This window comes from Halorubrum xinjiangense (assembly GCF_049604745.1).
Lineage (GTDB): Archaea > Halobacteriota > Halobacteria > Halobacteriales > Haloferacaceae > Halorubrum > Halorubrum xinjiangense_A.
In genome coordinates this window covers 472,754-495,654 of sequence record NZ_CP187140.1, presented here as the reverse complement: position 1 = coordinate 495,654, position 22,901 = coordinate 472,754, and the positions used below count along the sequence as shown (strand labels likewise).

24 protein-coding genes are annotated in these 22,901 nt (G+C 64.1%); 9 read left to right on the top strand and 15 right to left on the bottom strand.

What is annotated here, in order from left to right; genetic code table 11:
• Nucleotides 1-64 precede the first annotated feature (64 nt).
• Complete coding sequence (locus tag ACOZ35_RS03505) at nt 65-814, bottom strand: proteasome assembly chaperone family protein (protein WP_424015085.1); 750 nt, start codon at nt 812-814, stop codon at nt 65-67.
• 182 nt (nt 815-996) lie between these two features.
• On the opposite strand from ACOZ35_RS03505, the gene ACOZ35_RS03500 reads away from it, so the two are divergent.
• From ACOZ35_RS03500 to ACOZ35_RS03485, 4 genes are all read left to right on the top strand, one after another.
• Nucleotides 997-2,025 carry a mechanosensitive ion channel family protein gene (locus ACOZ35_RS03500; protein WP_424015084.1) on the top strand — a complete coding sequence of 343 codons (1,029 nt, stop codon included), beginning with the start codon at nt 997-999 and terminating at the stop codon, nt 2,023-2,025.
• A gap of 47 nt (nt 2,026-2,072) precedes the next feature.
• A complete protein-coding gene (locus ACOZ35_RS03495; RefSeq protein WP_424015083.1) occupies nt 2,073-3,731 on the top strand; it encodes an MATE family efflux transporter in 1,659 nt (552 codons plus the stop codon).
• Nucleotides 3,732-4,159: 428 nt separating this feature from the next.
• Nucleotides 4,160-4,477 carry a toxin-antitoxin system TumE family protein gene (locus ACOZ35_RS03490; RefSeq protein ID WP_424016100.1) on the top strand — a complete coding sequence of 106 codons (318 nt, stop codon included), beginning with the start codon at nt 4,160-4,162 and terminating at the stop codon, nt 4,475-4,477.
• Nucleotides 4,478-4,510: 33 nt separating this feature from the next.
• Complete coding sequence (locus ACOZ35_RS03485; RefSeq protein ID WP_424015082.1) at nt 4,511-4,918, top strand: transcriptional regulator; 408 nt, start codon at nt 4,511-4,513, stop codon at nt 4,916-4,918.
• Between the two features lie 135 nt (nt 4,919-5,053).
• Here ACOZ35_RS03485 and ACOZ35_RS03480 read toward each other — a convergent pair whose 3' ends face one another.
• Nucleotides 5,054-5,281: a DUF7385 family protein gene (locus ACOZ35_RS03480; RefSeq protein WP_424015081.1), complete on the bottom strand. Its 228-nt coding sequence runs from the start codon at nt 5,279-5,281 to the stop codon at nt 5,054-5,056.
• A gap of 65 nt (nt 5,282-5,346) precedes the next feature.
• Nucleotides 5,347-6,543 carry a DUF418 domain-containing protein gene (locus ACOZ35_RS03475; protein WP_424015080.1) on the bottom strand — a complete coding sequence of 399 codons (1,197 nt, stop codon included), beginning with the start codon at nt 6,541-6,543 and terminating at the stop codon, nt 5,347-5,349.
• 253 nt (nt 6,544-6,796) lie between these two features.
• Here ACOZ35_RS03475 and ACOZ35_RS03470 point away from each other — a divergent pair, with 253 nt between their 5' ends.
• Entirely contained in the window at nt 6,797-7,852 is a 1,056-nt protein-coding gene (locus tag ACOZ35_RS03470) for a hypothetical protein (RefSeq protein WP_424015079.1), read from the top strand.
• A 98-nt stretch (nt 7,853-7,950) separates the two neighbouring features.
• Here the strand turns inward: ACOZ35_RS03470 and ACOZ35_RS03465 are convergent, their stop codons facing one another.
• The 3 genes from ACOZ35_RS03465 to ACOZ35_RS03455 all read right to left on the bottom strand — a co-directional run bounded on the left by ACOZ35_RS03465 (nt 7,951) and on the right by ACOZ35_RS03455 (nt 11,397).
• Nucleotides 7,951-9,015: a Gfo/Idh/MocA family protein gene (locus tag ACOZ35_RS03465; protein ID WP_424015078.1), complete on the bottom strand. Its 1,065-nt coding sequence runs from the start codon at nt 9,013-9,015 to the stop codon at nt 7,951-7,953.
• 84 nt (nt 9,016-9,099) lie between these two features.
• Nucleotides 9,100-9,570, bottom strand: a complete 471-nt coding sequence (locus ACOZ35_RS03460) for a hypothetical protein (protein ID WP_424015077.1) — start codon at nt 9,568-9,570, stop codon at nt 9,100-9,102.
• 72 nt (nt 9,571-9,642) lie between these two features.
• On the bottom strand, nt 9,643-11,397 hold the full coding sequence (locus ACOZ35_RS03455; protein ID WP_424015076.1) for a thiamine pyrophosphate-binding protein: 1,755 nt from the start codon (nt 11,395-11,397) through the stop codon (nt 9,643-9,645).
• A gap of 144 nt (nt 11,398-11,541) precedes the next feature.
• Between ACOZ35_RS03455 and ACOZ35_RS03450 the strand changes: the two genes are divergently transcribed.
• Both ACOZ35_RS03450 and ACOZ35_RS03445 read left to right on the top strand, forming a co-directional pair.
• Nucleotides 11,542-11,826 (top strand): DUF5789 family protein, encoded by a 285-nt coding sequence (locus ACOZ35_RS03450; protein ID WP_424015075.1) that lies wholly within the window; start codon nt 11,542-11,544, stop codon nt 11,824-11,826.
• Nucleotides 11,826-12,380, top strand: a complete 555-nt coding sequence (locus tag ACOZ35_RS03445; protein ID WP_424015074.1) for an adenylate kinase — start codon at nt 11,826-11,828, stop codon at nt 12,378-12,380. The genes ACOZ35_RS03450 and ACOZ35_RS03445 overlap by 1 nt, the downstream gene beginning before the upstream one ends.
• A gap of 66 nt (nt 12,381-12,446) precedes the next feature.
• On the opposite strand, the gene ACOZ35_RS03440 is transcribed toward ACOZ35_RS03445, so the two are convergent.
• The 3 genes from ACOZ35_RS03440 to ACOZ35_RS03430 form a co-directional block, all read right to left on the bottom strand.
• Nucleotides 12,447-14,381, bottom strand: a complete 1,935-nt coding sequence (locus tag ACOZ35_RS03440) for a DEAD/DEAH box helicase (protein WP_424015073.1) — start codon at nt 14,379-14,381, stop codon at nt 12,447-12,449.
• A gap of 401 nt (nt 14,382-14,782) precedes the next feature.
• A complete protein-coding gene (locus ACOZ35_RS03435) occupies nt 14,783-15,541 on the bottom strand; it encodes a hypothetical protein (RefSeq protein WP_424015072.1) in 759 nt (252 codons plus the stop codon).
• A 33-nt stretch (nt 15,542-15,574) separates the two neighbouring features.
• Nucleotides 15,575-16,408: a thermonuclease family protein gene (locus tag ACOZ35_RS03430; RefSeq protein ID WP_424015071.1), complete on the bottom strand. Its 834-nt coding sequence runs from the start codon at nt 16,406-16,408 to the stop codon at nt 15,575-15,577.
• Nucleotides 16,409-16,734: 326 nt separating this feature from the next.
• Here ACOZ35_RS03430 and ACOZ35_RS03425 point away from each other — a divergent pair, with 326 nt between their 5' ends.
• Complete coding sequence (locus ACOZ35_RS03425) at nt 16,735-16,986, top strand: hypothetical protein (protein WP_424015070.1); 252 nt, start codon at nt 16,735-16,737, stop codon at nt 16,984-16,986.
• On the opposite strand, the gene ACOZ35_RS03420 is transcribed toward ACOZ35_RS03425, so the two are convergent.
• From ACOZ35_RS03420 to ACOZ35_RS03405, 4 genes are all read right to left on the bottom strand, one after another.
• On the bottom strand, nt 16,987-18,261 hold the full coding sequence (locus ACOZ35_RS03420) for an IS4 family transposase (RefSeq protein WP_424016034.1): 1,275 nt from the start codon (nt 18,259-18,261) through the stop codon (nt 16,987-16,989).
• Between the two features lie 98 nt (nt 18,262-18,359).
• Nucleotides 18,360-18,740, bottom strand: a complete 381-nt coding sequence (locus ACOZ35_RS03415; RefSeq protein ID WP_424015069.1) for a hypothetical protein — start codon at nt 18,738-18,740, stop codon at nt 18,360-18,362.
• 1 nt (nt 18,741) lies between these two features.
• Nucleotides 18,742-19,674, bottom strand: a complete 933-nt coding sequence (locus ACOZ35_RS03410; RefSeq protein WP_424015068.1) for a hypothetical protein — start codon at nt 19,672-19,674, stop codon at nt 18,742-18,744.
• A 232-nt stretch (nt 19,675-19,906) separates the two neighbouring features.
• A complete protein-coding gene (locus ACOZ35_RS03405; RefSeq protein WP_424015067.1) occupies nt 19,907-20,344 on the bottom strand; it encodes an HNH endonuclease in 438 nt (145 codons plus the stop codon).
• A 56-nt stretch (nt 20,345-20,400) separates the two neighbouring features.
• Between ACOZ35_RS03405 and ACOZ35_RS03400 the strand changes: the two genes are divergently transcribed.
• A complete protein-coding gene (locus tag ACOZ35_RS03400; RefSeq protein ID WP_424013255.1) occupies nt 20,401-21,546 on the top strand; it encodes an ISH3 family transposase in 1,146 nt (381 codons plus the stop codon).
• Nucleotides 21,547-21,703: 157 nt separating this feature from the next.
• Here the strand turns inward: ACOZ35_RS03400 and ACOZ35_RS03395 are convergent, their stop codons facing one another.
• Both ACOZ35_RS03395 and ACOZ35_RS03390 read right to left on the bottom strand, forming a co-directional pair.
• Nucleotides 21,704-22,042, bottom strand: a complete 339-nt coding sequence (locus ACOZ35_RS03395) for a homing endonuclease associated repeat-containing protein (RefSeq protein ID WP_424016099.1) — start codon at nt 22,040-22,042, stop codon at nt 21,704-21,706.
• 404 nt (nt 22,043-22,446) lie between these two features.
• Nucleotides 22,447-22,662, bottom strand: a complete 216-nt coding sequence (locus ACOZ35_RS03390) for a hypothetical protein (RefSeq protein ID WP_424015066.1) — start codon at nt 22,660-22,662, stop codon at nt 22,447-22,449.
• Between the last annotated feature and the right edge of the window lie 239 nt (nt 22,663-22,901).

Genomic DNA, 22,901 nt, shown 5'->3' with positions numbered 1-22,901 from the left:
TTTACTATGAGTCGAGTTGTACGCGTTTTCGGAGCGTGGTCCTCGCCTCGGCGGCCCCGACCGATTACATGTACATCCGGTCGTAGCTCCCCTCCGGCTCCCGCTCCTCGATCCGCTCGGCGAGGTCCTCGTAGCGGCGCCGGATCTCCTCGGCGAACGCCTCTAGCGGGGCCGCGTCGACGCCGATATCGTAGATAGCGTTCGCCGTGTCGACGAGCCGCACCGCGGCGTCGACGTCGGGCGCCTGCGCGTGGACCGGCGTGACGAACACTCCGACGCCGAGCGGCGAGTCGAGGCCGCGTTCGAGCAGGCCGGCGTTCGCCCCGTCGAGGAAGCCGGACTCCATCGCGGGGACGTCCGTGCCGTCGTCGAGGCGCGCGGCGCGGTAGTCCTCGGTGGCGACGTGGAAGGTGCGGTGCGCGTCGGGGCCGTGCGCCACGGGAACGCCCGCCAACACCGCGATCTCGTCGACCCCGTTCGCCTCCGTCCAGTCGAGGAGGGCGTCCGCGAGCAGCTCGCCGAGGAACGGCGGGACGAACTGCTCGGCGACCAAGACGGTGATGTCGCGGTCCGAGTCGGTGTACAGCCGGATCGGGTGCCGCGGCGTTCCCTTCGTGAACGGCGTGATCGACGGGGCGCCTTCGATCCGGACGTGGCCGGTCTCCGCGAGGTCGAGGTCGTCGACGAGGTAGTCGACGGCGGTCAGGCCGGCGAGCCCGAACGAGGAGAAGCCGGCTATCAGGGTCTCGCCTGGCTCGGAGTCGTGTTCGACGCTGAACCTCGGTGTCGTCGGATCCGCGGGCGGTCGGGACATACCTTTCTTTCGCTCAGCCGGGCCATAGTGGTTGCCCCGGGGCTCGCGTTCGGGGCGCCGTCGGTCGCGTTCGGGGCGCCGTCGGTCGCGTTCGGGGCGCCGTCGATCGCTGTGCCCGCGTTCTCGCGGCCCCGATCGCCACGGGGAGAAACGCTTTTTCGGATGGCCGACCGCGGATTCCCATGGTCTTCCCGGAGGGGACGCCGGTCATGGGAGTCATCTCGCGGCTCGCCGGCCTCGGATCTCGGCTCGCGGATCTACCGGGAGCGAGCGTGCTGACGGTCCTCATGTCGGTCGCGGTCGGCGTCGTCGTCGCCAACTTCGCCGTCCGACTGATCGGCCGTCCGGTCGCGCGTCGCGTGTCGCGACAGAGCGTCGCGCAGACGATCGTTCGCGGGGTCCGGGTGGGGACGATCGGCGCCGCGCTGCTCGTCGGGCTCGACGCCGTCGGGTTCCAATTCACGGACCTCCTCCTGGGGACGGCGGTGTTCTCGGCCGTCATCGGTATCATCCTCGCGCCGATCGTTGGGAACTTCATCAACGGCGTGTTCATCCTCGCCGACCAGCCGTTCGAGATCGGCGACATGATCGAGTTAGAGGACGGGACGGCGGGGTTCGTCGAGGATATCACGATCCGGTACACGAAGATATTCACCCTCGATAACACCTTCCTCGTCGTGCCGAACGGGACGATGCGCGAGCGCGACGTGACGAACCTCTCGGCCGAAGACGAGCGGACCCGGCGGTCGATCGACGTCTTGGTCACCTACGAGAGCGACATCCCGGAGGCGCGCCGCCGCATCGAGCGCGCGGCGCGCGACTGCGACGCCGTCATCGACGGCGGGCCCGACATCCGCATCGGCGTGGCGCGGTACATGGCGGGCCCGGACTGCCGGCTCCACGAGTTCGGCGACAACGGGATCCTCCTGCGGCTTCGCTACTGGGTGAAAAAGCCGTACAAGCTGGCGAAGGTCCAGTCGGACGTGAACACGAAGATCCGCCAGCGGCTCGGGGATCCGGAGGCGAACGTCACGATGGCGTACCCGCACCGGCACCTCGTCTTCGACGACACCTCCGGCGTCGCCCGCGTCGACGCGGGATCCGGGACGCCGGGGGGCGTCGACCCCGACGCGCCGGCGGCCGCCGCCCCGGATCTCAGCGAGGACGCCGAGAGCAACCGCGACGACGAGGGCAGCGGCGGGGCGGGGTAGTCACCGGATCGGAAGTCTGATAGAGCGCCCCCGCCGTTTATACGGCAGTGAGCGACGAGCCCGCTTCCGACCCGGATGGCCCCTCCGACGACGGTTCGCCTGACGGCCCCTCCGACGACGGTTCGCCCGGCGGCTCCTCCGACGACGGTTCGCCCGACAACCCCGTCGCCGGTCCGTCCGGTGCCCACGGCGACGACGACGGCCCGCTCGACGACGAGTCGATCACCGAGGGGAGCCTCCTCCGGCCACTGTTCCGCCTCGCGTGGCCGATCGTCGTCATCCAGCTGTTGCAGGTGACGTACAACATTGTCGACACCCTCTACCTCGGCCGGCTCTCGGCGGAGGCCGTCGGCGCGATCAGCCTCGCGTTCCCCCTCATCTTCCTGTTGATCGCGGTCGCCGGCGGCTTCACGACCGCGGGCGCGATCCTCGTCGCGCAGTACACCGGCGCCGACGGCGACGGCTCCGCGGGGCTCGTGGCGGGACAGACGATCTTCACCGTCTCGGTGCTGTCCGTGTTCATCGGGATCGGCGGCTACTTCTACACCCGACCCGCCCTCGAGATCCTGCCGAGCGACGCGGACACCGCGGCGACGGTGATCCCGCTCGCGGCCGACTACATGGAAGTGATCTTCGCCGGGATCCCCCTGATGTTCGGCTTCTTCGTCTTCTCGGCGCTGATGCGCGGCTACGGCGACACCCGGACGCCGATGGCGGTCATGTTCATTTCCGTCCTCCTGAACGTCCTGCTCGACCCGTTCTTCATCTTCGGGTTCGAGGGGAACCCGCTGTTCGAGTGGCTCGCCGCGGTGCCCGGCCTCGCCGCGCTCGACCCGGTCGCGCTGGAGGCGACCCTGCTCTCGGCGACCGGGATCACCGGGATCGGCATTCAGGGCGCCGCGCTCGCGACGATCCTCTCGCGGGGCGTCGCGACGGCCATCGGGCTCTGGATCCTGTTCGGGACCGGCTACGGCCCGGACGTAACCTTCGGCCACCTCGTCCCGGACCTCGATTTTATCCGGGATATCTTCCGGCTCGGGCTCCCGTCCAGCGTCGAGCAGACGACGAGCGCGCTCGCGATGATCACGCTCACGGCGATGATCGTCACGTTCTCGCCGCCCGTCGTCGCCGCCTACGGCCTCGGGAACCGCCTCATCTCGCTCGTCTTCCTGCCCGCGATGGGGCTCGGTCGCGCCATCGACACGATGGTCGGACAGAACCTCGGCGCGAACCGCGCCGACCGCGCCGGCAAGGCGGTGAAGTTCGCGGCCACGACCGGCGCGGGCGTGATGTTCCTCGTCGCGGTCGTCGCCGTCGCGTTCACCGAGCCGATCGTCGGGGCGTTCCTCGGCGACGTGCCGGACGCGCCGGCGACCATCTCCTACGCGGTCGAGTACGTCCGGATCCGGTCGGTCGAGTTCGCCTTCATCGGCGTCTCGCAGGTGATCCTCGGTGCGTTCCGCGGCGCCGGTAACACGAAGACCGCGATGGTCATCTCGATTCTCACCCTCTGGGTGGGCCGGGTCGCGAGCGTGGCGTACCTCGTGTTCGTCGCCGGCTGGGGCGAGACCGGGGTGTGGGTCGGCATGGCGCTCGGCAACGTCCTCGGTGCGATCGTCGGCGTCGCGTGGTTCTCGCGCGGCACGTGGACCGAGCGCTACATCGACGACCCGGAGCCCGGCGTCGACCCCGTCGGCGACGACTGACGCCCGGATCCTTTGAGTTCCGTCACAAGTGAGATATTCCGACCCAATCGCGCTCAATACAGGGGTAGCGGCGAGCGATAGCGGGAGTACGTGTAGTACGTCGCTCAGTCTGATGGCGTGGTTGTTTATAAGGAGAATATCGGTGTTGCTGTCGGCTGTTTATAAATAGTTGAGGCTACTGCGGTGGACACCTACAATGCCCCAGCCGCAACCGCACAGCACCACACGCCTCCCCAACCTCGTCGCTGGCGGCTGTCGCCGCCAGCGACTCCCTCGCGCGTGCGACTCGCGCCCTGTCGGGCGCTCGTCGGCACGCGCCACCGCCTGATATTTATAAGCGCCCGTCGCTGTCACTCACGACGTTCCCGTTCGGTGTTGGACTTCTGCCCAACGCTTATGCCGTTGGGTGGTGTCCCAACATGTACGGGATGCCCGCAGAGCCGTTCTTCCAGTACACGCACGTCGAAGCCGGCCTCGTCGAGAACGTCGTGCTTCCACCGACCGACGACACCGAGGCGTACCCCTCGGGCTGGAAGTACACGCTCCATCTGGGCACCCTCGACGATCTCACGCTCGTCCGGTACGACAATTCCCACGAGGATACGAAGGGACACGAGCATCACACCGCCGCTGGCGATCTCGACGGCGTCGGGTTCCCTGGGATGGAAGCGCTTCTCGTCGAGTTCTGGGCGAGTGCGGATGAGTACTGGGACGCTGTCGGCGGCGACCCACCCCGGCCGCACTGATCGAACACCACCCGACCCACCGCCACCCCAACCATGACCACACTCCACATCACCGTCGGCGACCGAGAACAGATCCGTGAGGACGCACTCCAGTTCGTCCAGGACGTCGAGAACGACGACCAAGACGGAAAGGCGACGCTCCAGTTCGGAACCTACGACGACTTCGTCGACAGTCTCACCCCGCTCCGCCTGAATCTCATCCGAGCGATCGCTGAGGAAGCTCCCGAAAGCATGCGCGAAGCGGCGCGGCTCGTCGAGAGAGACGTGTCTGATGTCCACTCTGACCTGAAGCAGCTGGAAGTACTGGGTATCCTTACGCTCGAAGAGGGCGGCCCCAGCGGCGCGATACAACCGATCGTCCCATTCGACCGCATCGAAGTCCACATCGACTACCCGCTCATCGATGACGGCGACGCTGACAACACCCCCGCGAGTGCGTAGTCGGTTCGTCTCAAGATGGGAGGATTCTCAGCGATCAATTCGCACTCTTCAGCGACCAGCCGTTTCAGACGAATATATGTCTGAAGAAAGGATTTCAACGGAGCCGGCGCTCCCCGTAACCCTTCGCCGGTGCGTTCAGTGCCTGAACAGGTAGACGCCGTCACCGTCGCGCAGCAGGCAGAATCGCGCGCCGTCGTTCTCGGGGAACGTCGTCCCCGTCTGTCGCGTGACGAACAGCCGCGAGAAGGCGTCCTCGCACACCGGACACGCCATCTCCTCTCTGTTCTCCCAGAGGCTCGTCGCGCCCGAATCGCGGAGCTGTTTCAGTTCGTGCCGGTGGTCGTGAACGTCGAACGAGGTCATGGACGGGGGTTCGGCGGGAGGGTGTTGAACGTGTCCTCGCGAGTCTCAGTTCGGAGAACGTGGGATCAGTTATCTAGCCGCATCGGCTGCTTCTCCCCGTAGGTGAGCGTGCGCCACACCCACTCGACGGGACCGAACCGGAAGTAGCGCAGCCAGAGCACGGACAGCGGCACCTGAACCGCCCAGATGGCGAGGACGATCCCGTACTGTTCGACCCGGCTCACGGAGCCGAACAGGCCGAGCCCGTGCCCGTAGAAGATTGTCGTGGCGATCACCGTCTGGAGCAGGTAGTTCGTGAACGCGGTCCGGCCGACCGCGGCGAACGCCCGCGTCACGGGGCCGTCCGGCCGGCGCTTGGCGTACAGCATGACGAGCCCGAGGTATCCGCCGGCCACGAGGAAGCTTCCGACGAAGTTGAACTGGAGGAAGAACAGCGCGGCGTCGGCGCTCCAGTCGTTCGCCTGGATGTACGCGACGCCCGCGACGACGATACCGAGACCAACGACGCCGACGCCGACGAGCCGCCGGTACAGCGTCCGCGACCGGTCGCCGGTCAGGACGCCCCACTTGTACAGCGCCATGCCGAGCAGCATGGTGCCGCCGATCTGCCAGAAGCTCTCGACGATACCGATCTGCCGGTTGAACGCGGCCGACACGCGGTGGTCGAGCTGTTCGAGCCAGCCGCCGCGGTAGGCCGCCACCTCCTGGCGGATCGCGGCCTCCGACGGCGCCCAGAACCCCCCGACCGCCTCGGCGCCGAGCGACAGCGCGGCGAACAGCCGCAGGCCGACGAAAAGCAGCAGGAACGCGACGCCGAGCCCGGCCAGCTTCCGCGCTTCGAGGTCGCGAGCGAAGATCAGGAACAACGCCGAGAGGCCGTAGGCCACGAGGATGTCGCCGTACCACAGGAGGTAGGCGTGCAGGAGGCCGATCGCGATGAGAATCGCGGTCCGGCGGTAGTGGAGCCGGACGGCGTCCTGTCCCTTCCGCTCCTTGCTCTCCGTGAACAGGACGATGCCAGCGCCGAACAGCGCCGAGAACAGCGTAATGAACTTGTTCTGTGCGAACACGTGGCCGACGAACCACGCCCAGTAGTTCGCGCCGGAGAAGTCGCCGTACGAGGTGGGGTTCGTCAGGGTCGACTCCGGCATCGCGAACACCCAGATGTTGATGACGAGGATGCCGAGCAGCGCGACCCCCCGGAGCGCATCGAGGCTGGTGATCCGTTCGGAGGGCGGCGTCGGGCCGGGATCGCGGGTCACGAGTTGTTCGACGGGAGTGCGTCCAGCACCGAATAGGTTCCCATCGCGGACGCGGTCGCCGGGGGTCGGAGCGAGCGTTGGCGGCGGGCGGGTCCACCGACGCCGACCGCCTCAGTTGCCGCTGTTGAACTCCGATCCTTCAGGCGGATTCTTGTCTGAAACAGTCGGTGGATGAGATCTGCGCAATGAATACAGAGACGTCTCGCGTTCAGGGGCATAGTGTTTATACGGAGACATTTTGTAATACCCGCTTATGAATTCATCAGGGGATGATCCTATTTGGATCGATTGGGTTGCTACCCGATTTGGTTTCGGACGGCTTGCGTCGGCGCTTCCCGGGTCTCCAGCGCCCGCGTACGTCTTTATCGGCTGTTTCGTCACAATAGATATCGCTATCCGGGTCTATCAGACAGTGACAGGCATTCGTCCCATTCTTGTGAACAATCCCCTATGGCTCGCTCAGGAGGTCGCACTCGTCGGTGCTGTGGTGGCTGCAAAATGGATACACAATGAGTACAGGTGGGTCCTTGACCGGATGGCAATCGACGACCGGGTTTCGGATCCGGGGCGTTTCAAGAAACTAGCCCCAGACCGATTCCTCTGGATTGGGTTCGTGCTTGGGGCCGCTGGGTGGTGGGCATTCGCGTTATTTATTGTGACGCCTGCTGAAGCGATACGAGTCGGCGGTCCGCTCGCGTTAGTGACCGGGCTCGTAATCATTCCTTTTGTATACGTTCCAGTCGCAATCGAATTCCTCACGGCCTATCTCGGCGTTGTCGTCCTGTTTCCACGGCGGATTATTCAGAGTGGCCTCAAACCGTACTTTCCTGACCCCGAGCGGGTTGGCGGATTTCGTCCCGTGGGGGAGCTGATCAAGAGCGCCTACTACTTGCTTATGATCGGGCTAGTCGTGTTTGCCCTTCGAGCATATCTCCCGCATCTCACAGATGTGTTCGCCTCCGAGGGCGACCCACCGGGGATCATCTATAACCTCATGTTCACGAGCATCTGGGTCGTGAGTATAATCACGGTCGCATACGGAATTCTCGTCCTTCATCTGTTCTTACGGCGGGAAAAGCGGGAGACACTCAAGAATCTCGATGAGCAGGTGCGTGACCACTACGACGCTCCGTGGGAAATACATGAATTCCGAGAACCGACAGACACCACCGAATATGAGAGGCTCCGCCGGCGTATTGAGTACGTCAAGCAAACCAAAGAGTACCCGGGAACGTTCTCAATGTGGTCCCAGCTTCTCCTCGGCCTCATCATCCCGAAAGCCGTTCAGTTACTCCTCGCACAGCTTTGATCGTACTGTTCCCGACCTCTCGAACGATGGATAGTTCGTCTGTATTTTAACGGAACGGGATGGAATATCTCACCTGTAGCGAATCTCAACGGGGCCGCTCAATCCAGCCGAACCGCCGCGCCTGTCTCCGAGGACCGGTAGATGGCGTCGATGACGCGCTGGACGCGCAGGCCCTCCTCGACGGTGTTGATCGCGGGCGCCTCGCCCGCGGCGACCGCCTCGAGGAACGTCGCCTGCTCGGCGGCGTGGCCGTCGCCCTCGCGCGTCTCGACCGTCGCGTCCGTGAGGTGGTGGCCGCCGCCGACGCCCGCCTCGTGAATGGTGAGGTCGTCGCTGCCGCGGTCGAGCGTCGCGCCCGCCTCGGTGCCCCGGACCACGAACTCGTCCGTCGCCGGGCGGTTCGTCGCCCACGCGACCTCCAGCGACACGGTGGAGCCGTCCGCGGCGCGGATGAACGCCGACGCGGAGTCGTCGACGTCGAACCCCTCGGGGCCGGCGTCGTCGCCCCACATGTGGACGTACGCGTAGTCGTCGCGGCCGCCGAACTCCGAGCGCGTCTCCCCGGAGACCTCCACGACCTCGGGATGATCGAGGAAGTAGAGGGCCAGGTCGATCGCGTGGACGCCGATGTCGATGAGCGCACCGCCGCCGGCGACGTCGGCCGACGTGAACCACGAGCCGCGGCCGGGGACGCCGCGCCGGCGCACGTAGTTCGCCTCGACGTGGGTGGTCTCGCCGAACCGTCCCTCGTCCTGGTAGTGTTTAATCACCCGCACGGGCTCCGCGAACCGGTTGTTGAACCCGACCATGCAGAACCCCTCGGCGCCACGGGCGGCCTCGGCGATGCGCTCGGCGCTCTCGAGCGTGTGCGCCAGCGGCTTCTCCAAGAGGACGTCGAGGCCGGCCGCGAGCGCCGAGGTCGCGTACTCCTCGTGGAACCGGTTCGGCGTGGTGACCAACACGGCGTCGCAGTCGTCGTAGAGGGCTGCCTCGTCCTCGTAGGCCGGGAGGCCAAACTCCTCGTGGAATCGCGCCCGTGCGTCCGCGTCGATGTCCATTCCGCCGACGAGGTTCGCGCCGCGCTCAACGAGCTTCGTCGCGTGGTGGGACCCGATGCCGCCGAGGCCGACGATGCCGACGGCGACGTCGTTCGGATGCGTCATGCGCCGGATTCACGACGAGTGTTGTTAAGGATCACGTCCTGCCGAACGCGTGGAGAACGCGGCGCGTCAGGTGACGGGCCGCAGTCAGGCGATCGGAACGGCAACGACCAGCGTCATCGCGGCGTCGACGGCCGCGGGCGTCATCGAGTCGACGAAGTCGAAGAGGCCGCCGAGCGAGTCCGCGTTCTCGACGAGACTGTCGCGCGCGTCGAGTAGCGCCCGGAACCGCTCCGGCTCGCGGGCGATCACGAAGCGACTGACGGACGCGCCCGTTCCGAGGAACGCGAGAAGGGCCAGCACCCGCGAGATCGCGAGCAGCTTCAACAGGAGCGGGAGCGCCAGCGCGAGCGCGAGCGCGGCGACGACCCCCGTGACGACCTCACCGAGCGATCCGCCGTCGGCGAGATCGACGACGCCCGCCCCGGAGAGCAGGACGAACGCCCCGACGAGGACCGCAAGCGAGCCCCACATGAACGCCGCCACCAGGCGGACGGGACCGTCGTATCCGCTCCCGGCATCGTCCGGGACGTCGTCGTGGACCCACGGGTTTCGCATACCCGCACTCTGGAGTCGGCGCTCATATAGATCGCTTCAGATCTCGGAAATGCTCGGCGTGAAACCGAGTGACTACTCGCCGGGTCGCGTCCCCGTCATCCACTCGCTGGCCTGCGGCTCGTTCGGGTCGGTGACGACTTCGACGAGCGCCGGCCCGTCCCGGCTGCGAGCGCGCTCGACGGCGTCGCCGACCGCGTTGTGTTCGCGGACGCGCTCCGCGGGCAGGCCCATCCCCGACGCGACCGCGACGAGGTCGAGCCCGGTCTCCGCCCAGCCGTAAGCGCCCTCGGGGAACTCGTACGAGCGCGACGCCTCCTCGCTGATGATCGCGTAGTCGTCGTTGTTGAGCGCGACGACGGTCACGTCGATCCCCTCGCTCGCCAGCGTGTGAAGTTCGTGGACACACATCATGAGCCCGCCGTCGCCGGTGAGCGCGACCACGTCGCGGTCGGGGTTCGCCAGCTTGGCGCCGATCGCCGAGGGGAGCCCGGTGCCCATCGTCGCCCACGAGCCGGGATTGACGTACGACCGCGGTCCCGCGGCGGGGAACGAGACGAGCGTCCACAGCCGGAATCCGCCCGCGTCGGCGGTGACGACCGCGTCTTCGGGGACCGCGTCGCGCACCGCCGACAGGACCTCGACGGAGCGGAGGGGGCGGGAATCGCGGTCGTCGCTGCCGTCGCGGCCGCCGCCTTCGGCCGACTCGGACAGCGCTTCGAACCGCTCGCGGTCGGCGGCGCGGACCGACTTCGCTCGCTCGGCGCCGTCGCGGTCGGGGGCGACGGCGCTCTCGTCGTCCATGTGGTCGTTCAGTGCGCGGAGGAAGCGGTCGGCGTCGGCGACGACGCCGAGGTCGGTCTCGTAGCCGAACCCCACGTCGTCGCCGTCGAGCGTGACGTGGACCAGCGTCTCGGGCATCGTCACGGACCAAGAGGCGGTCGCGACCGCGTCGAGGTCGGAGCCGACGACGAGGCCGACGTCGGCGTCCGCGAGGAGGCCGCGGAGCTCCGCGCTCGCGCCGCCACAGAGGACCCCGGCCGACAGCGGGTGCGACTCGGGGAGCGTCCCTTTTCCTTTATAAGTCGTCACGACCGGCGCGTCAAGGGCCTCGGCGACCGACCGGAGCGCGTCACTCGCGCCCGATCGTCTGACGCCGCCGCCGGCGAGGACGAGGGGGGAGTTCGCGTCGGCGAGCAGATCCGCGGCCTCCCTGACCGCGTCCGCGGGAGGGCCCGGCGGCGGCGAGGGGTCGCGGTCGCCGACCGCCGGCTGGGGCGTGCGGCTCGCGAGGACGTCCTTCGGGATCCCGACGCGCACCGGCCCCTGCGGGTGTTCGCGGGCGGTGCGGATCGCCTCGACGACCGCCGGGACCGCGCCCGCGGGCGAGTCCACGAGGACGTTCTCCTTGACGACCGTGTCGTACGTCTCGGGCGGCGTCTCGTGGATGCCGTCGCCGCCGCGGACCGACCGCTCCGTCTCGACGGCGAGGTGGAGCAGTGGGACGCAGTCGTTGAGGGCGTTCTTCAGCCCGTTCATCGCGTTCGTGTCGCCCGGGCCGGGGACGACGCAGGTGGCGGCCATCTCGCCCGGCTCGCTCGTCTCGGCGTATCCCCACGCCTGGTGCGACACCGCGGTCTCGTGGCGGGCGACGACGAACCGCGCGTCGCGGTCGGCGAGCGCCCGGTTCAGCGGGAGGGTCTGCTTCCCGGGGATCCCGAAGACGGTGTCGACGCCGCGGTCGAGCATCGCGTCGACGACCGCCTCTGCGACGGTCGGGCGCAGGTCGGCGTCCCTGTCGGCCGCGGGCGAGGACTCGTCAGCGTCCATGTCGCGAAGTCGCCGGAGTGCGTGTTGAAAGCTTCGCCCGCTGACGGTCCGCGAGCGGTCCCCGGTGACCGGCGCGGGAGGCGGGACGGCGAGGCACCGCGGTACATACACACTTATCTTCACGTGCGCTGTCATGTGGTATGTATGCGCTTACCAGAAACTCGTGACCTGTTCGCGAGGAAGCTACAGTTTCCGGCGCCCCGAGACGAGGTGCTGGAGACGGTCGGCGACACAAAGCTGTCGCCGCCGGACGGGGAGTCCACGACGATCCGAGCGGTCATCGGCCGATCAGACGTCGAGACGTTCGACTCGGCGGACGACCTCTACGACACGCTGATGATGCTCGTCGGCGCTCAGTTCATCGGCCGCCGGTACTACGACGACCGCGGCGGAATGCCGGGGGACGAGGAGAACGAGGTGAGTTTCTGATGTCCGTCACGCTCGTGTCGGGAGTCAACGGCGTCGGCCTCTCAAGCGTCTGTCAGGCGGTCCGGCGCGGACTCGGAGACGGGTACAAGCTGATCAACTTCGGGGACGTGATGCTCGAACAGGCGGCGGCGATGGGCATCACGACCGAGCGGGCGAAGCTCGGCACGCTCTCGCAGACCGAGACGCGTCGCCTCCAGCGTCGCGCGGGCGAGTTCGTCGCCGAGGAGGCGGAGACGACGAACGTGATCCTCTCGACGCACCTCGCGGTCGAAACGCGGACCGGCTACGTCCAGGGGCTCCCGGTCGAAGTGCTTCAGGACGTCTCGCCCGACGCGTTCGTCCTCGTGGAGGCGGAGCCGGCGACGATCCTCGAACGAAGGCGGCAGAGCGACCGCGACCTCGACGGGGTCACCGAACGCCAGATCGATTTCGAGCAGGACCTCAACCGGTCCGCGGCGCTCCAGTACGCGAGAGATCAGAACGCGCCCGTCCGATTCGTCCAGAACGAGGGGGAGATCGAGGAGGCGGCCGAGCGCCTGGCGGACTCGCTCTGACGCTCCGACCTCGTTCGGCCGATACCGCCGGCCGAGCGAGCGAGGCGAAAATCCCCGCCCCGCGGACTACTCCGCGACGTTCGTCTCGCGGACGCGGACGCCCTTCCGACCGAGGTGCCGCATCTGCCGCTGGGCGAACTCCTCCTCGCTCGACCCGCGCGTCGCGAGGACGTAGACGAGCGCGGAGCCGGTCGGACGCATCGTTCGGCCGGCGCGCTGTGACCCCTGTCGCCGGGAGCCCCCGAGCCCGCTCGCGACGACCGCGAGCTCCGCGTTCGGGAGGTCGATCCCCTCGTCGCCGACCCGGGAGACGACGAGGACGTCGAGGTCGTCGCTGTCGCGGGAGCCGTCGTGGTCGCCCGTCACGTCATCGTCGCCTCCAGCCTCAGCCCGGAACCGGCGGAACAGCTCCGCGCGCTCGTGGTGGGGCGTCTCGCCGCTGATGAACGGGGCGCCGAGCGCGTCGGCGATTTCGTCGCCCTGGTCGAGGTACTCGACGAAGACGAGCGCCTTCTTGTCGCGGTGCGCGGAGAGGAGATAGCGGATCTCCTCGACCTTCGCGGGGTTCTCGGCCGCGATCCGTCTGCGCTCTCGGCCGTCCGCGGCGGCGTACTCGTTCTTGGACACCTCGTCGCGCCACGGGACGTACCGGATCTCGACTTCGGGTTCCTGAACGAAGCCGGCCTCGAAGAGGGAGTCCCAGTCGGCGCCGATCGGCTGGCCGATCAGGGTGAAGATCTCTTCTTCGCTGCCCGTCTCGCTGACGGGCGTCGCCGAGAGGCCGAGCCGGTGTTTGCTCTGGAGCTCGGCGGTCCGGGAGTAGACGGGGGCCGTGATGTGGTGCGCCTCGTCGAAGCAGATCAGCCCCCACTCGCGGGAGTCGAAGAGGCTCCGGTGGCGGTCCATCCCGGCGATCTGGTAGGTGGCGATCGTGACGGGCCTGATATCCTTGGTTCCACCGTGGTACAATCCGATCTCGGCGGGGTCGACCGTGGAGTGGTCGAGCAGTTCCTCGCGCCACTGGTCGGCGAGTTCGCGAGAGGGGACCAGGATAAGCGTCTCGCCGCCGACCGCGGCGATTGTCGCGATCGCGGCGACGGTCTTGCCGGACCCCGGCGGGCCGACGTACACGCCGGACTTGCGGTCGAGGAACGTCTCGACCCACGTCGCCTGGTAGTCGCGGAGGTCGGTCGTGAGTTCGATCTCGACGGGGTCGCCGGTTTCGAGGTCGCGGTCGTCCTCGACCGGGTAGCCCGCGTCGTAGAGCGCGCGCTTCACCGCGGCGACGGCGTCCTCGTTGACCCACGCCTCCGTGTCCGAGATGGGCGCGCGGAGGTGGTCGTCGTCGAGGTGCTGGTCCGCGACGTTCCCCATCAGGCTCTCCGAGGCGGCTTCGAGGACCACGTAGCCGTCGGCGTGGGTGTATAACCGAAAGCGGTGCGCGCGGCGCCACTGGTCGCGCACCCACTCCTCGAGGTGGTCGTAGCGTCGCGGGAGGACGGAGCGGAGCGCACCCACGAGCGCGTCGGCGTCGTCGAACGGCGCGGCCCACACGTCCTCCTGCCGGATCCGATAGAGGTAGCCGCGCGTGCCGGGTTCGGTGCCGGTGGTGTCGACGAGGTTCGCGAACTGTGAGAGCCGCGCGCGGGTGTACTGGGTGGGGCGGTCGACGACGATCTCGCGGCGCTTCGGGAAGGTCACGACGCGCTCGCGGTTCGCCAACGCGCCCCAGTCGCGCGGGTAGAAAACGACGGGGTCGGCCTCGACATCGAGCCGGTCCACGTCGCCGCGGTCGACGAGGGCGGCGAGCGCATCACGGGCGGCCGCCTGCGTGGTTCCGAGTCGGCGGGCGACCTCACTCGCGGTCGCGACCGGGCGCTCCTCGGCTTCGAGCGCCTCGTGGAAGCGATCTAAGGAGAGGTCGTCGGCAGCGCTGTCGGGGTCGGTAGTCGCGTCATCGGTGGGGGCGTCGCCGGCGTCGTCGCCGGTGTCGTCGGTCATCACCACAGCTTCGGCCGCGACGCGGAAATGGATAGCGTCACCGGGCGAGCGGAATTGGCAGCGTCTTGGAGATCGTACGGAGTTGATACCGCGGTGAACACCTCCAAAGCCCCAGCCACGAGGGCGGCGCACGCTCGCTGCGCTCCTCAGTCGTTCGCTCCGCTCACTCCTTGCGGTGCTTACGTCGCCTGCGCCGCCCTCGTGGCTGCCCCTTTGAGTCCCACCCGACCGCGACCGCACCGCACCTCACGCCTCCCCAGCCTCGTCGCTCGCTTCGCTCGCGACTCCCTCGCGCGTGCTGCTCGGCCGCAGAGCGGCCTCGCAGGCACGCGCCACCGCACCGCGTAGCCACTGGTGAATACCGTGGAATATCGAGAGTTGTTTATAAACAAATTCGCCGGCTACCGGCCCGGCGACCGCTGTCGACACCGGCGCGAGGTGATCCCCTCCTTCGAGCGGAACCGGCAGCCGCAGTCGGTACAGCGCACGAACGGCTCGCCCGGCTCGGTTTCGAGGCGGTGCTCGCCGACCTCGAACGGTCGGGTGACCGTTCGGGGCCGGATCCGGTCCGGAATGGGCGTCGACGCCGACTCGCTCAGCGCGGCGCGCACGGCGATGGTGTCAACGTCGACGCCGTCCCACCGCGAGGCTTCGAGGGCCGCCTCGCGGTCCGCGACCTCGGTCCACCCGGTGACGACGACCGGAGAGTTCGTCTCCGTGTCGCTCACGACCACGACGAAGCGGACGCCCCCCTCGACGAGGGCGAACCGCCAGCCGTCGGTGCTGTTCCAGCGGAGCTGCCCCTCCCGGATCGCGTCGCTCACGGTGCGCGTCGAGACGTAGCGGCCGGGCTGTTCGAGCCGCTCGCGGAAGTGGTCGGTGAGCGCGTAGAGCGAGGGGTCGCGCACGGGCGGGTCCTCCGGCGTCCGGGCGGCAGACTTCCCGCCGTGCGGCGGATCGACCGATCGATACTCCCCGCTTCGGCCGGTCCGGTCGGATCGTCCGGCGCGAGCGCGGCGGCGCGCCGGCGACTCCGGCGGCGACCGAGGCCGCACGTCGTCCTCTCGGCTCGCGGCGGCGGTCGTGGAAGCGGTCCGACGCTCCGTCGATCCGGGTCCGAGGGGCTCCGCGTCCCCCGACCCGCCCTGTCGGGATGCCACTACGACACCGTACCGAGCGCGCTCTTAAGTGTGTTACGGCGACACAGGGATGGCGGCCGCGTCGACCCCGAACTGGGGGAGCGACTCGCACGCCTCGCCGTCGCCGTCCGCGTCGAGGTTGTGCGGGTCGTCCGGCGACCGGTCGAGGACCGCGTTCGCCTCCGCGCGCGTGTCGAAGTCGCCGCAGTCGTAGTCGCCGTCGTCGGGGAGCGGCGGGAGGTCTTCGTCGTCGACCTCGCTCGCCTCGGTGGGGTAGTCCGACTCGTCGAACGTCCAGAGCCCGACGCCGCGCTCCCTCGCGTCCGCTTCGGCCGCGGCGTACGCGTCCCGCTTCGCAAACTCGGTGTCGTACAGCCGCGCGTACCCCTCCGTCAGCAGGCGCTCGTTGAAGTCCTCGCCGTCGACGTACAGCACCGCGAGGAGGCGCCCGTAGCCCCCGCGACGGTCGCCGCCGGTCACGACCGTGACCTCCTCGCCGGCGAGCTCCGACTCCGCGAATGCCGACGCCTCAAGGCCCCACGCCCGGAGGTGCGCCCGGCCGGCGTCCGTCTCCGGGATCCCCTCGAACTCGCCGGGGGACGTCGACTCCGCGCTCGTCTCGGGCGTGTCGACGCCGAGGAGCCTGACAGTGTCGACCTCGCCGTTCGGGAACTCGACCTCCATCGTGTCGCCGTCGACGACGCGCACGACGGTGCCGGTCCAAGCCGTGTCGTCCGGGTCGTTCGGATCGACGCCGTCGGGGTTGTCGGGTGGTGATTCGAGATCGGCGGGCCGCGAGTCGGAACCGACGTCCGGGACCGGCGCGCCGGCGCAACCGGCCAGAACAACAAGGAGGACGACGGCGAGCGCGGCCCAGCAGACTCTCATACGGGTATCGTCGCCGCGGGGAGTGAAAAGCCGGGTGGTGACGTCGTCGTCCTCACGCTCGGCCGCGATCGAGGGGTTTCGGCGAGCGATGGACGTGGTATCTTCCGTCCCGGTGAACGTGAAGCGTGGGACGAGGGGAGCGAGGAGGCCGACGATATAACCGAGCTGATGACCACCGCCGAGGCGCTACACGCGGCGATGGTCGACCGGGGAGGGCGTCGACGAGGTAGTTAGCGAGCATACGGAGGAGCGGACGCAGGCGTTTGTATGACCGTTACCCGCTCAATTACTGGCATTCAAGTGATCTGTGGGTGAATTAATCTAACATGAGTTCTGATGAGTCAAACCTCTCAAAACAGATTGACATATTACAATCACCTCGTGTTCGGCTAGCTCTTATTATTCTGGTAACTTTCCTGTCGGTTGCTTCTATTGCTGCCGCACTAGGGGGAATATTTGAAAGGGCTGGGCAGCTCGCAGCGGTCGCGTCCGCCTTTGCTACCATCTTGTTGGTTTCATTAACTGCCCAGTATGCGATACAAACACAGCAGTTAGTTGAAGAAACCATTCGTCTTTAGTTAAGCCTCACACCTTGGTTGAGTAGCGGTAGCGAGCGTCTCTTGTAAGATCGGTCGTTGCTGGTGGATCTTTTGTGCGTCTTCGATCAGCCGCTCCAACAGCGGCGGTGGTGAGTAGCCGAGGAACTCACCGAGTTCGTGAAGAATGAGCTGGGCGTGCGACCGGAAGGTCGCCGCCCAGCGTTCCGGTGGAAACACGATCTCGTCGTCAGCCTGCTCGGAGACCAGATCCAACAACTCACGGCTCACTAGCAGCGACAGCAACGCCGCATACAGCAAAATCTCCACCACAACAGGGCTGCTCGTGTCGAACTCATCTAGTTCGTATTGCGTCTTCAACTCACGAAACAGCGTTTCTACCTCCCATCGACACCGATATAGCGTCCCTAGATCTGCCGGGAAAAACTCTTCTCTCGGTAGATTTGTGATGTACAGATGGTAGTCGTCGGCGTCCTCGTCCCGGACGCCGACGACGCGGAACCGCTTCGTGTCTAGCGACCGTGTTCCCTCGTACTGACCCCGCTTGAACTCCGCTTCGACCTCTACGTCAATGTACTCCCGCGAGAGATCACCGACCACGTCGTGGATCTTCTCCCCTTCTAAGGGAATGGCGCGCCCGCGCCATTCCCGTAACTCCTCTGTTATCACCGGATTCGCGTTCTGCTTCAACCGGCTCACAAAGTAGCCGTCGTTCTCGTCGATCAGCGCAAAGCGGCGGTACTTGAAGTACGCTAGGTCGAACAAAACCAGCCGTCCACGCAGCCACGATCCCGTCTTGAACAGCGTACTGTCGTGCGCTTTTTCATCGGTCACATCGATCCGTTCAATCGTCTGGTCGGTGGCATTGTGGAGCAGGTGGAGCTTCGCTCCAGCCTGCTCCTCGTGGCGAGCTTGGAACTCGTCGGAAAGGAACTCGTGCAACCGCAACACCGTTCCATCAGCGATCATCACGTCCCTGAATCGGTTGATATCAGCGTCAACAGCGTCGGGAACAGCGACCTCGTCGAGACCACGCTCGACGAGGTCGCGGAGATACTCTGCAAGTGACGGTGTCAACCGGTGATAGAAGCCACCGGGAGAGATCGTCTCATCGGCTGTAGAGTTGTAGCTGCGTCTAAATCCAGCGAGTGTTCGGCTCTCGCCTGCGGCGAAGCCGAACACGAGCGCCCACACGAGGACGGGAATCTGAAGTTTGCCCTCACGCTCGACCACGCCGAGTTCCTCGGCGTGCTCTTCGAGGAACTCAGAGGGAAACAGTGTAGTAAGCCGACGCATGATTCTTGATGAGGAGGCGTCTTGGTGCACACTTGCCGCCTCCTCATTCCTCTCAAAAAGTAGCCTCGATAAGCCGCTGCTGTCATGCGGTTCTTCGCTTAGCTAAAGACGAATGCCTCGCGCAGTTCATCAGTGACCTCGTAGACGCCTCTTCCGGCTTTATCATCGTAGAAATCCTCTAAATACCTCCATGCCGAATTTTCGTCCCGGTCAATTTCTGACTGAATCTCCTCAATATCACTCTCACTTAGCTCCCCCTCATAATTGACCTTCACCCGTTGGATGTTCCGAAGTACTCCATTTCTATGCTCCTCAATAATTGAGTCCTTCGCATTTCGGAAGATGTCCTCAACCTGTTTCGTAGCGAAATACTCAGTTTCGCCATTAAACAAGTACTCCCTACATTCCCTGTGATGAGGGTCAGTAAAGAAACAGAACCCGAGGATAACTCCTTTGTCAAGGAAAGCATTATCAGCCATTCTACAGGCTGTCTAGGTCGTCAGATATAGCAGTATTGTACGAATCAGCGACGCTGTCCAAAGCGGAGGTAGACTGTCTTTCTGAGAGGGCTTCCTTCCGCTTCTTTGTTATCCGACTCCGGAGGTCCTTCCTCACTTTTTCTTTTTCTGTACGCCAGTCTTCAAGCGCCTCCGAATCAATATTTGAGTACTCTTCGAACCGGAGAATAATACGCGCAGCTCCCTCGATGAAGGCTTCTGTGAAGTCGTGGAGTTCTCTCGGGCTTCGGCCAATGTCGACCAACAGGCGCATCGTATCGTCCCAATCAAGGTAGAGGTCGTGGATTTCCGAGTAACGCTCCTCGTCAAAGTTTGCCAGCATCTCATCTAGGAGTTCTTCGATGCGGGTCTTCTCATCGGGAGCGACAAATTGGCTCAGTCTGTGTTGATCTTCGTCTTGCGAAATCGTGTTTAAATACCACCGCAAATCAGCGTATGCGACAACGAAACCATCAGGTGCAAAGTTTTGGTACTGGTACTCTTCTAGTTGCTCCGCTGTTTTGTCGCCGTGTTCTCTGACTACGGACTGAACCGCGTTGTAGATGTCATCTTTGAGGTCCTCCGACAGGTGGTCAAAGTCGGACTCGCTAACTTGATCTGCCGGATAGTATGCTTGGCCACCGAAGTGATTCGCGTTGGGGCGGAACGTGACAGCTGAATTCAACTGAGCCTCCGAGATGGTACGGCCGTATTTGTACCAATACTTCGGCAGACCGACTTCTCGGTCGTGTTCTTGTGCTAACAGCCGATCAGCTAAACAGCAAAGCTTGTGGATACGGGTACGCCCCGTTTCATGGCCGTCCTGCTCGTGACGTTCCGCAGCCACCCGATAAAGAAGATACTCGGGAGGTCCCAAGTCACCGATGTCATTATCCGCCGGTGGCGACTCAGACATTCGTCTTATTCAGTCTATAGAAGACGGGTACAAAATAATTGGCGTTGTGATTACTTCCTGAACTGAGAGTAGTTCTCAGTAGAAATCATCCCAAATATGGCAATCAAATGTGCTTTACCGTTCCTTTTCAGCAGTTTCAACGATATTCATCAGTGTGTTTGCTGTATACAGCACCAGCGGGACGCGCGACCGGGTTGGTGACAGGAACGACATGTGAGATACAGGGCGTGAACTATTGGATGAACATCCCGAGCTTTGACTGTACAGTAATATTTCCCCATTCAACATTTGAGTGGCAGCTATCGCAGAGCGTTATGAGATTCTGAAGACGATTCGCCCGTTCGTAATCATCAAACTCACTAAACGGGATGATATGGTGAACGTCTAGGTCTGAGTTAGAGCTCCCACAGAGCTGGCACTCGTGGTTATCTCGCTTACGTGCTTTGCCCCTCTGAGGGTGCCAATTCGGGCCTCGATAGTAGTCTTCGTTATCTTTCCATCGAGGGTGATTCTCACCAGAATATTCACGAGATCGCCATTCAACGAGACACTCTTGCGAGCAAAAACGCGTTTTCCCCTCTCTATTCGCAGCTCGGAAATACGACTCACCGCACCACTCACAGATGAATTCCGTCTGGTTGTAATCGTAGGGGTTGTTCTCCCCAGCCATGTTCTCAGATTCAGTCGATCACATCGGGTTAGAGGAAGTGTCTGCTTTGGGAAGATGTGCAACAACCCGAAGCAGACAGCGAGATAGAGGAAGAGCACCTGCTTAATTTTGTCGTCAACAGTCTTGAAGAGGAGCTTTCGGTAGATCTCGGAGAAGACGTTGAGGTCTCTACGGAGACATTGTACGAGGTCCTCGCCGGCGCCAGCGCCGGCGGGACCTCGATCAATCACGTCTGCGAAACGACTGACGACTCACCACACGCTAATACCGTCCGTGGACATCTCACCGATCAGTTTGAACTGGATTCGGTTGAATCGGTTGGAGACACGCTGCTTCAGCGAGATACGCTTGAGACACTTCCAGATCGACCGGTGGAGGTCTGCGCAGACCTCCACCTCGATCCCTACTACGGTGATGAGGACGAAACCGAGGCTCTGTACTCCTCACAGGCCAAGCGTGGAACAACGACGTTTCACGCCTATGCGACGCTCTACGTACGTGTCCGCAACAAACGATACACGCTGGCGGTTCGCCAGCTTGTCGCTGGCGATACCACCAGCGATGTCCTCGCTGAGTTCCTCGAACTGCTCGACGGCCTTGACCTCGGCGTCAAGGCCGTCTACCTCGATCGTGGATTCTACAACAGTACCTGCCTCGGACTGCTGTCCAAGCACAACTACGCCTACGTCATGCCGATTGTCAAGTGGGGCGAGACGATTCAAGACGAACTCAACAGAGGCTGGAGCCGCGAGATCGAACACGATCTCGCCGGTGAGGTGACGTTCCCCGTGTTCATCGACTGCGTCTACCAGCAGGGACGATACGACGAACACGGGGTGGCGCGTCACGGCTACGCCGCTGACGCGCCGTTCATCGACACACCACGGGATGCCCGAGAACACTACAGCAAGCGCTTCGGCATCGAGTCGAGCTACCGATTAGCTAAGCAGAGCCTCGCTTTCACCAGTTCTCAGGACGCTGGGCTCCGGCTGATGATGTTTGTAGTGAGCCTACTGCTTCAGAACAGCTGGCGATATCTCCACTGGAAGTACGTGGCGGCGCCCCGCCGCGGGGGGCGCCGCCTCTTGCAGTGGTCGTTCACGGAGTTCTGCGAAATGACGCTTCGCGCAGCTTGGACAGCACTTGGTGTGCGTAGGTCTGTTCCAGCGAACCAGTCACTTGACGACCGGTTCTTCCGGTAGCTGTCCACCGGTCCGGACAGCGGTCGTGAGTGGCGACGCCGTCGCGTCGGCGGCAGTCCGCCGCCGACAGCGGCGATCCATCCCGAAAATCATGCTCACTAGCGGTTCGAAGATGCTCCACAGCTAGTTCGGTTTGGTTCACCGTGATCAAACGGGGTTACGCGGCTGTCGATGTGATCGACTGAGATTTCCACTGGCTCAGGCAGTCGCGGCTACAGAACCGACTCTTGTCTTTTTCTGCGTGCTTTACGCTATACTCCTCTCCGCAGACTTCGCACTGAAGAGTCACTCGACCTTTTCTGTGGCGCTCTAAAGAGGCAGCGTCCTGTATGGCGCCCATGGAGCCGTAGTGTGATTGTATTGCCCGCTGAGAATACTTTCCAAATTCATTATACTCAGATTGGGTAGGAGTCTTACCCAACTCCTCCGCAATACGTTTGTAATCTGCTAGCAGGTCATCCTTCGAAACTGAGCGGGGATTATCCTCTCCGGTCATCCGTGGCGGATCCGGATTTCTCGTGGGGATGTCGTATCTGTCGAGCCAGTCTAAGACAGTAGTATCGGAGCAACCCAACTCCTCACCGATGGCAGAAGCTGAAAGACCGTGTTCCACGTACAACTTGTACAATCGGTCCTTGTCCTGCCAAGGTGTATCAGGCATTCTGTGAAAGCAATTCTAATCTAGCTGTTCACCGCGTCGCCATTCATAGTACGTTCGAATCGATATATACCCGACCATGGCGATTGCGATGAAAATAGAAATCATCGCTATTCTTGGGAGGGTCAATGGTTCTTGAGCTGTCGCGAATATTGCGCCGCCAGCCATGCCCGCAAGAACTGCTTCACCAGCTTTGGCACCAGCGCGTAGTGCGTCAACCATTAAAATTGGTTCTGGTGGTTCTAAAAGCCGGTTGTATGCTCGTACACGGCGAGTAATGAAGCAATTCCCAAGAGACCGAATGCTGTGAGAGGGACTGTACGGAGTAGCTCTAGTACTGGATCAAACGGACCATGTATTCCAAATTGAGCTTGGATATCGTAGACCATGGAAAGCGCGGCTATTACTGTAAGTGTGATTATAGCGCTTCCTCCAATCTGCTTCGCCTGATTGTACATACACATGATAGTTATACATGGATGAAAAGAATTTCGAGCATTCCTCTAATGGAGACGACCAAATCTGCGGAGGCGGTGGGGTATCTTAGAATCTGTGGCCTTAGCCACACCCCTAACCGCCAACCGAACCTCCGGCGTCGGTTCAGCGTCGACGAGCAGCTCGTCGAGTCCGGATCCGCGCTTGTGTTACGGTCGAAATCGTCGCGAACCTGCCGATCGGGAGGACCGATCGTCCGACG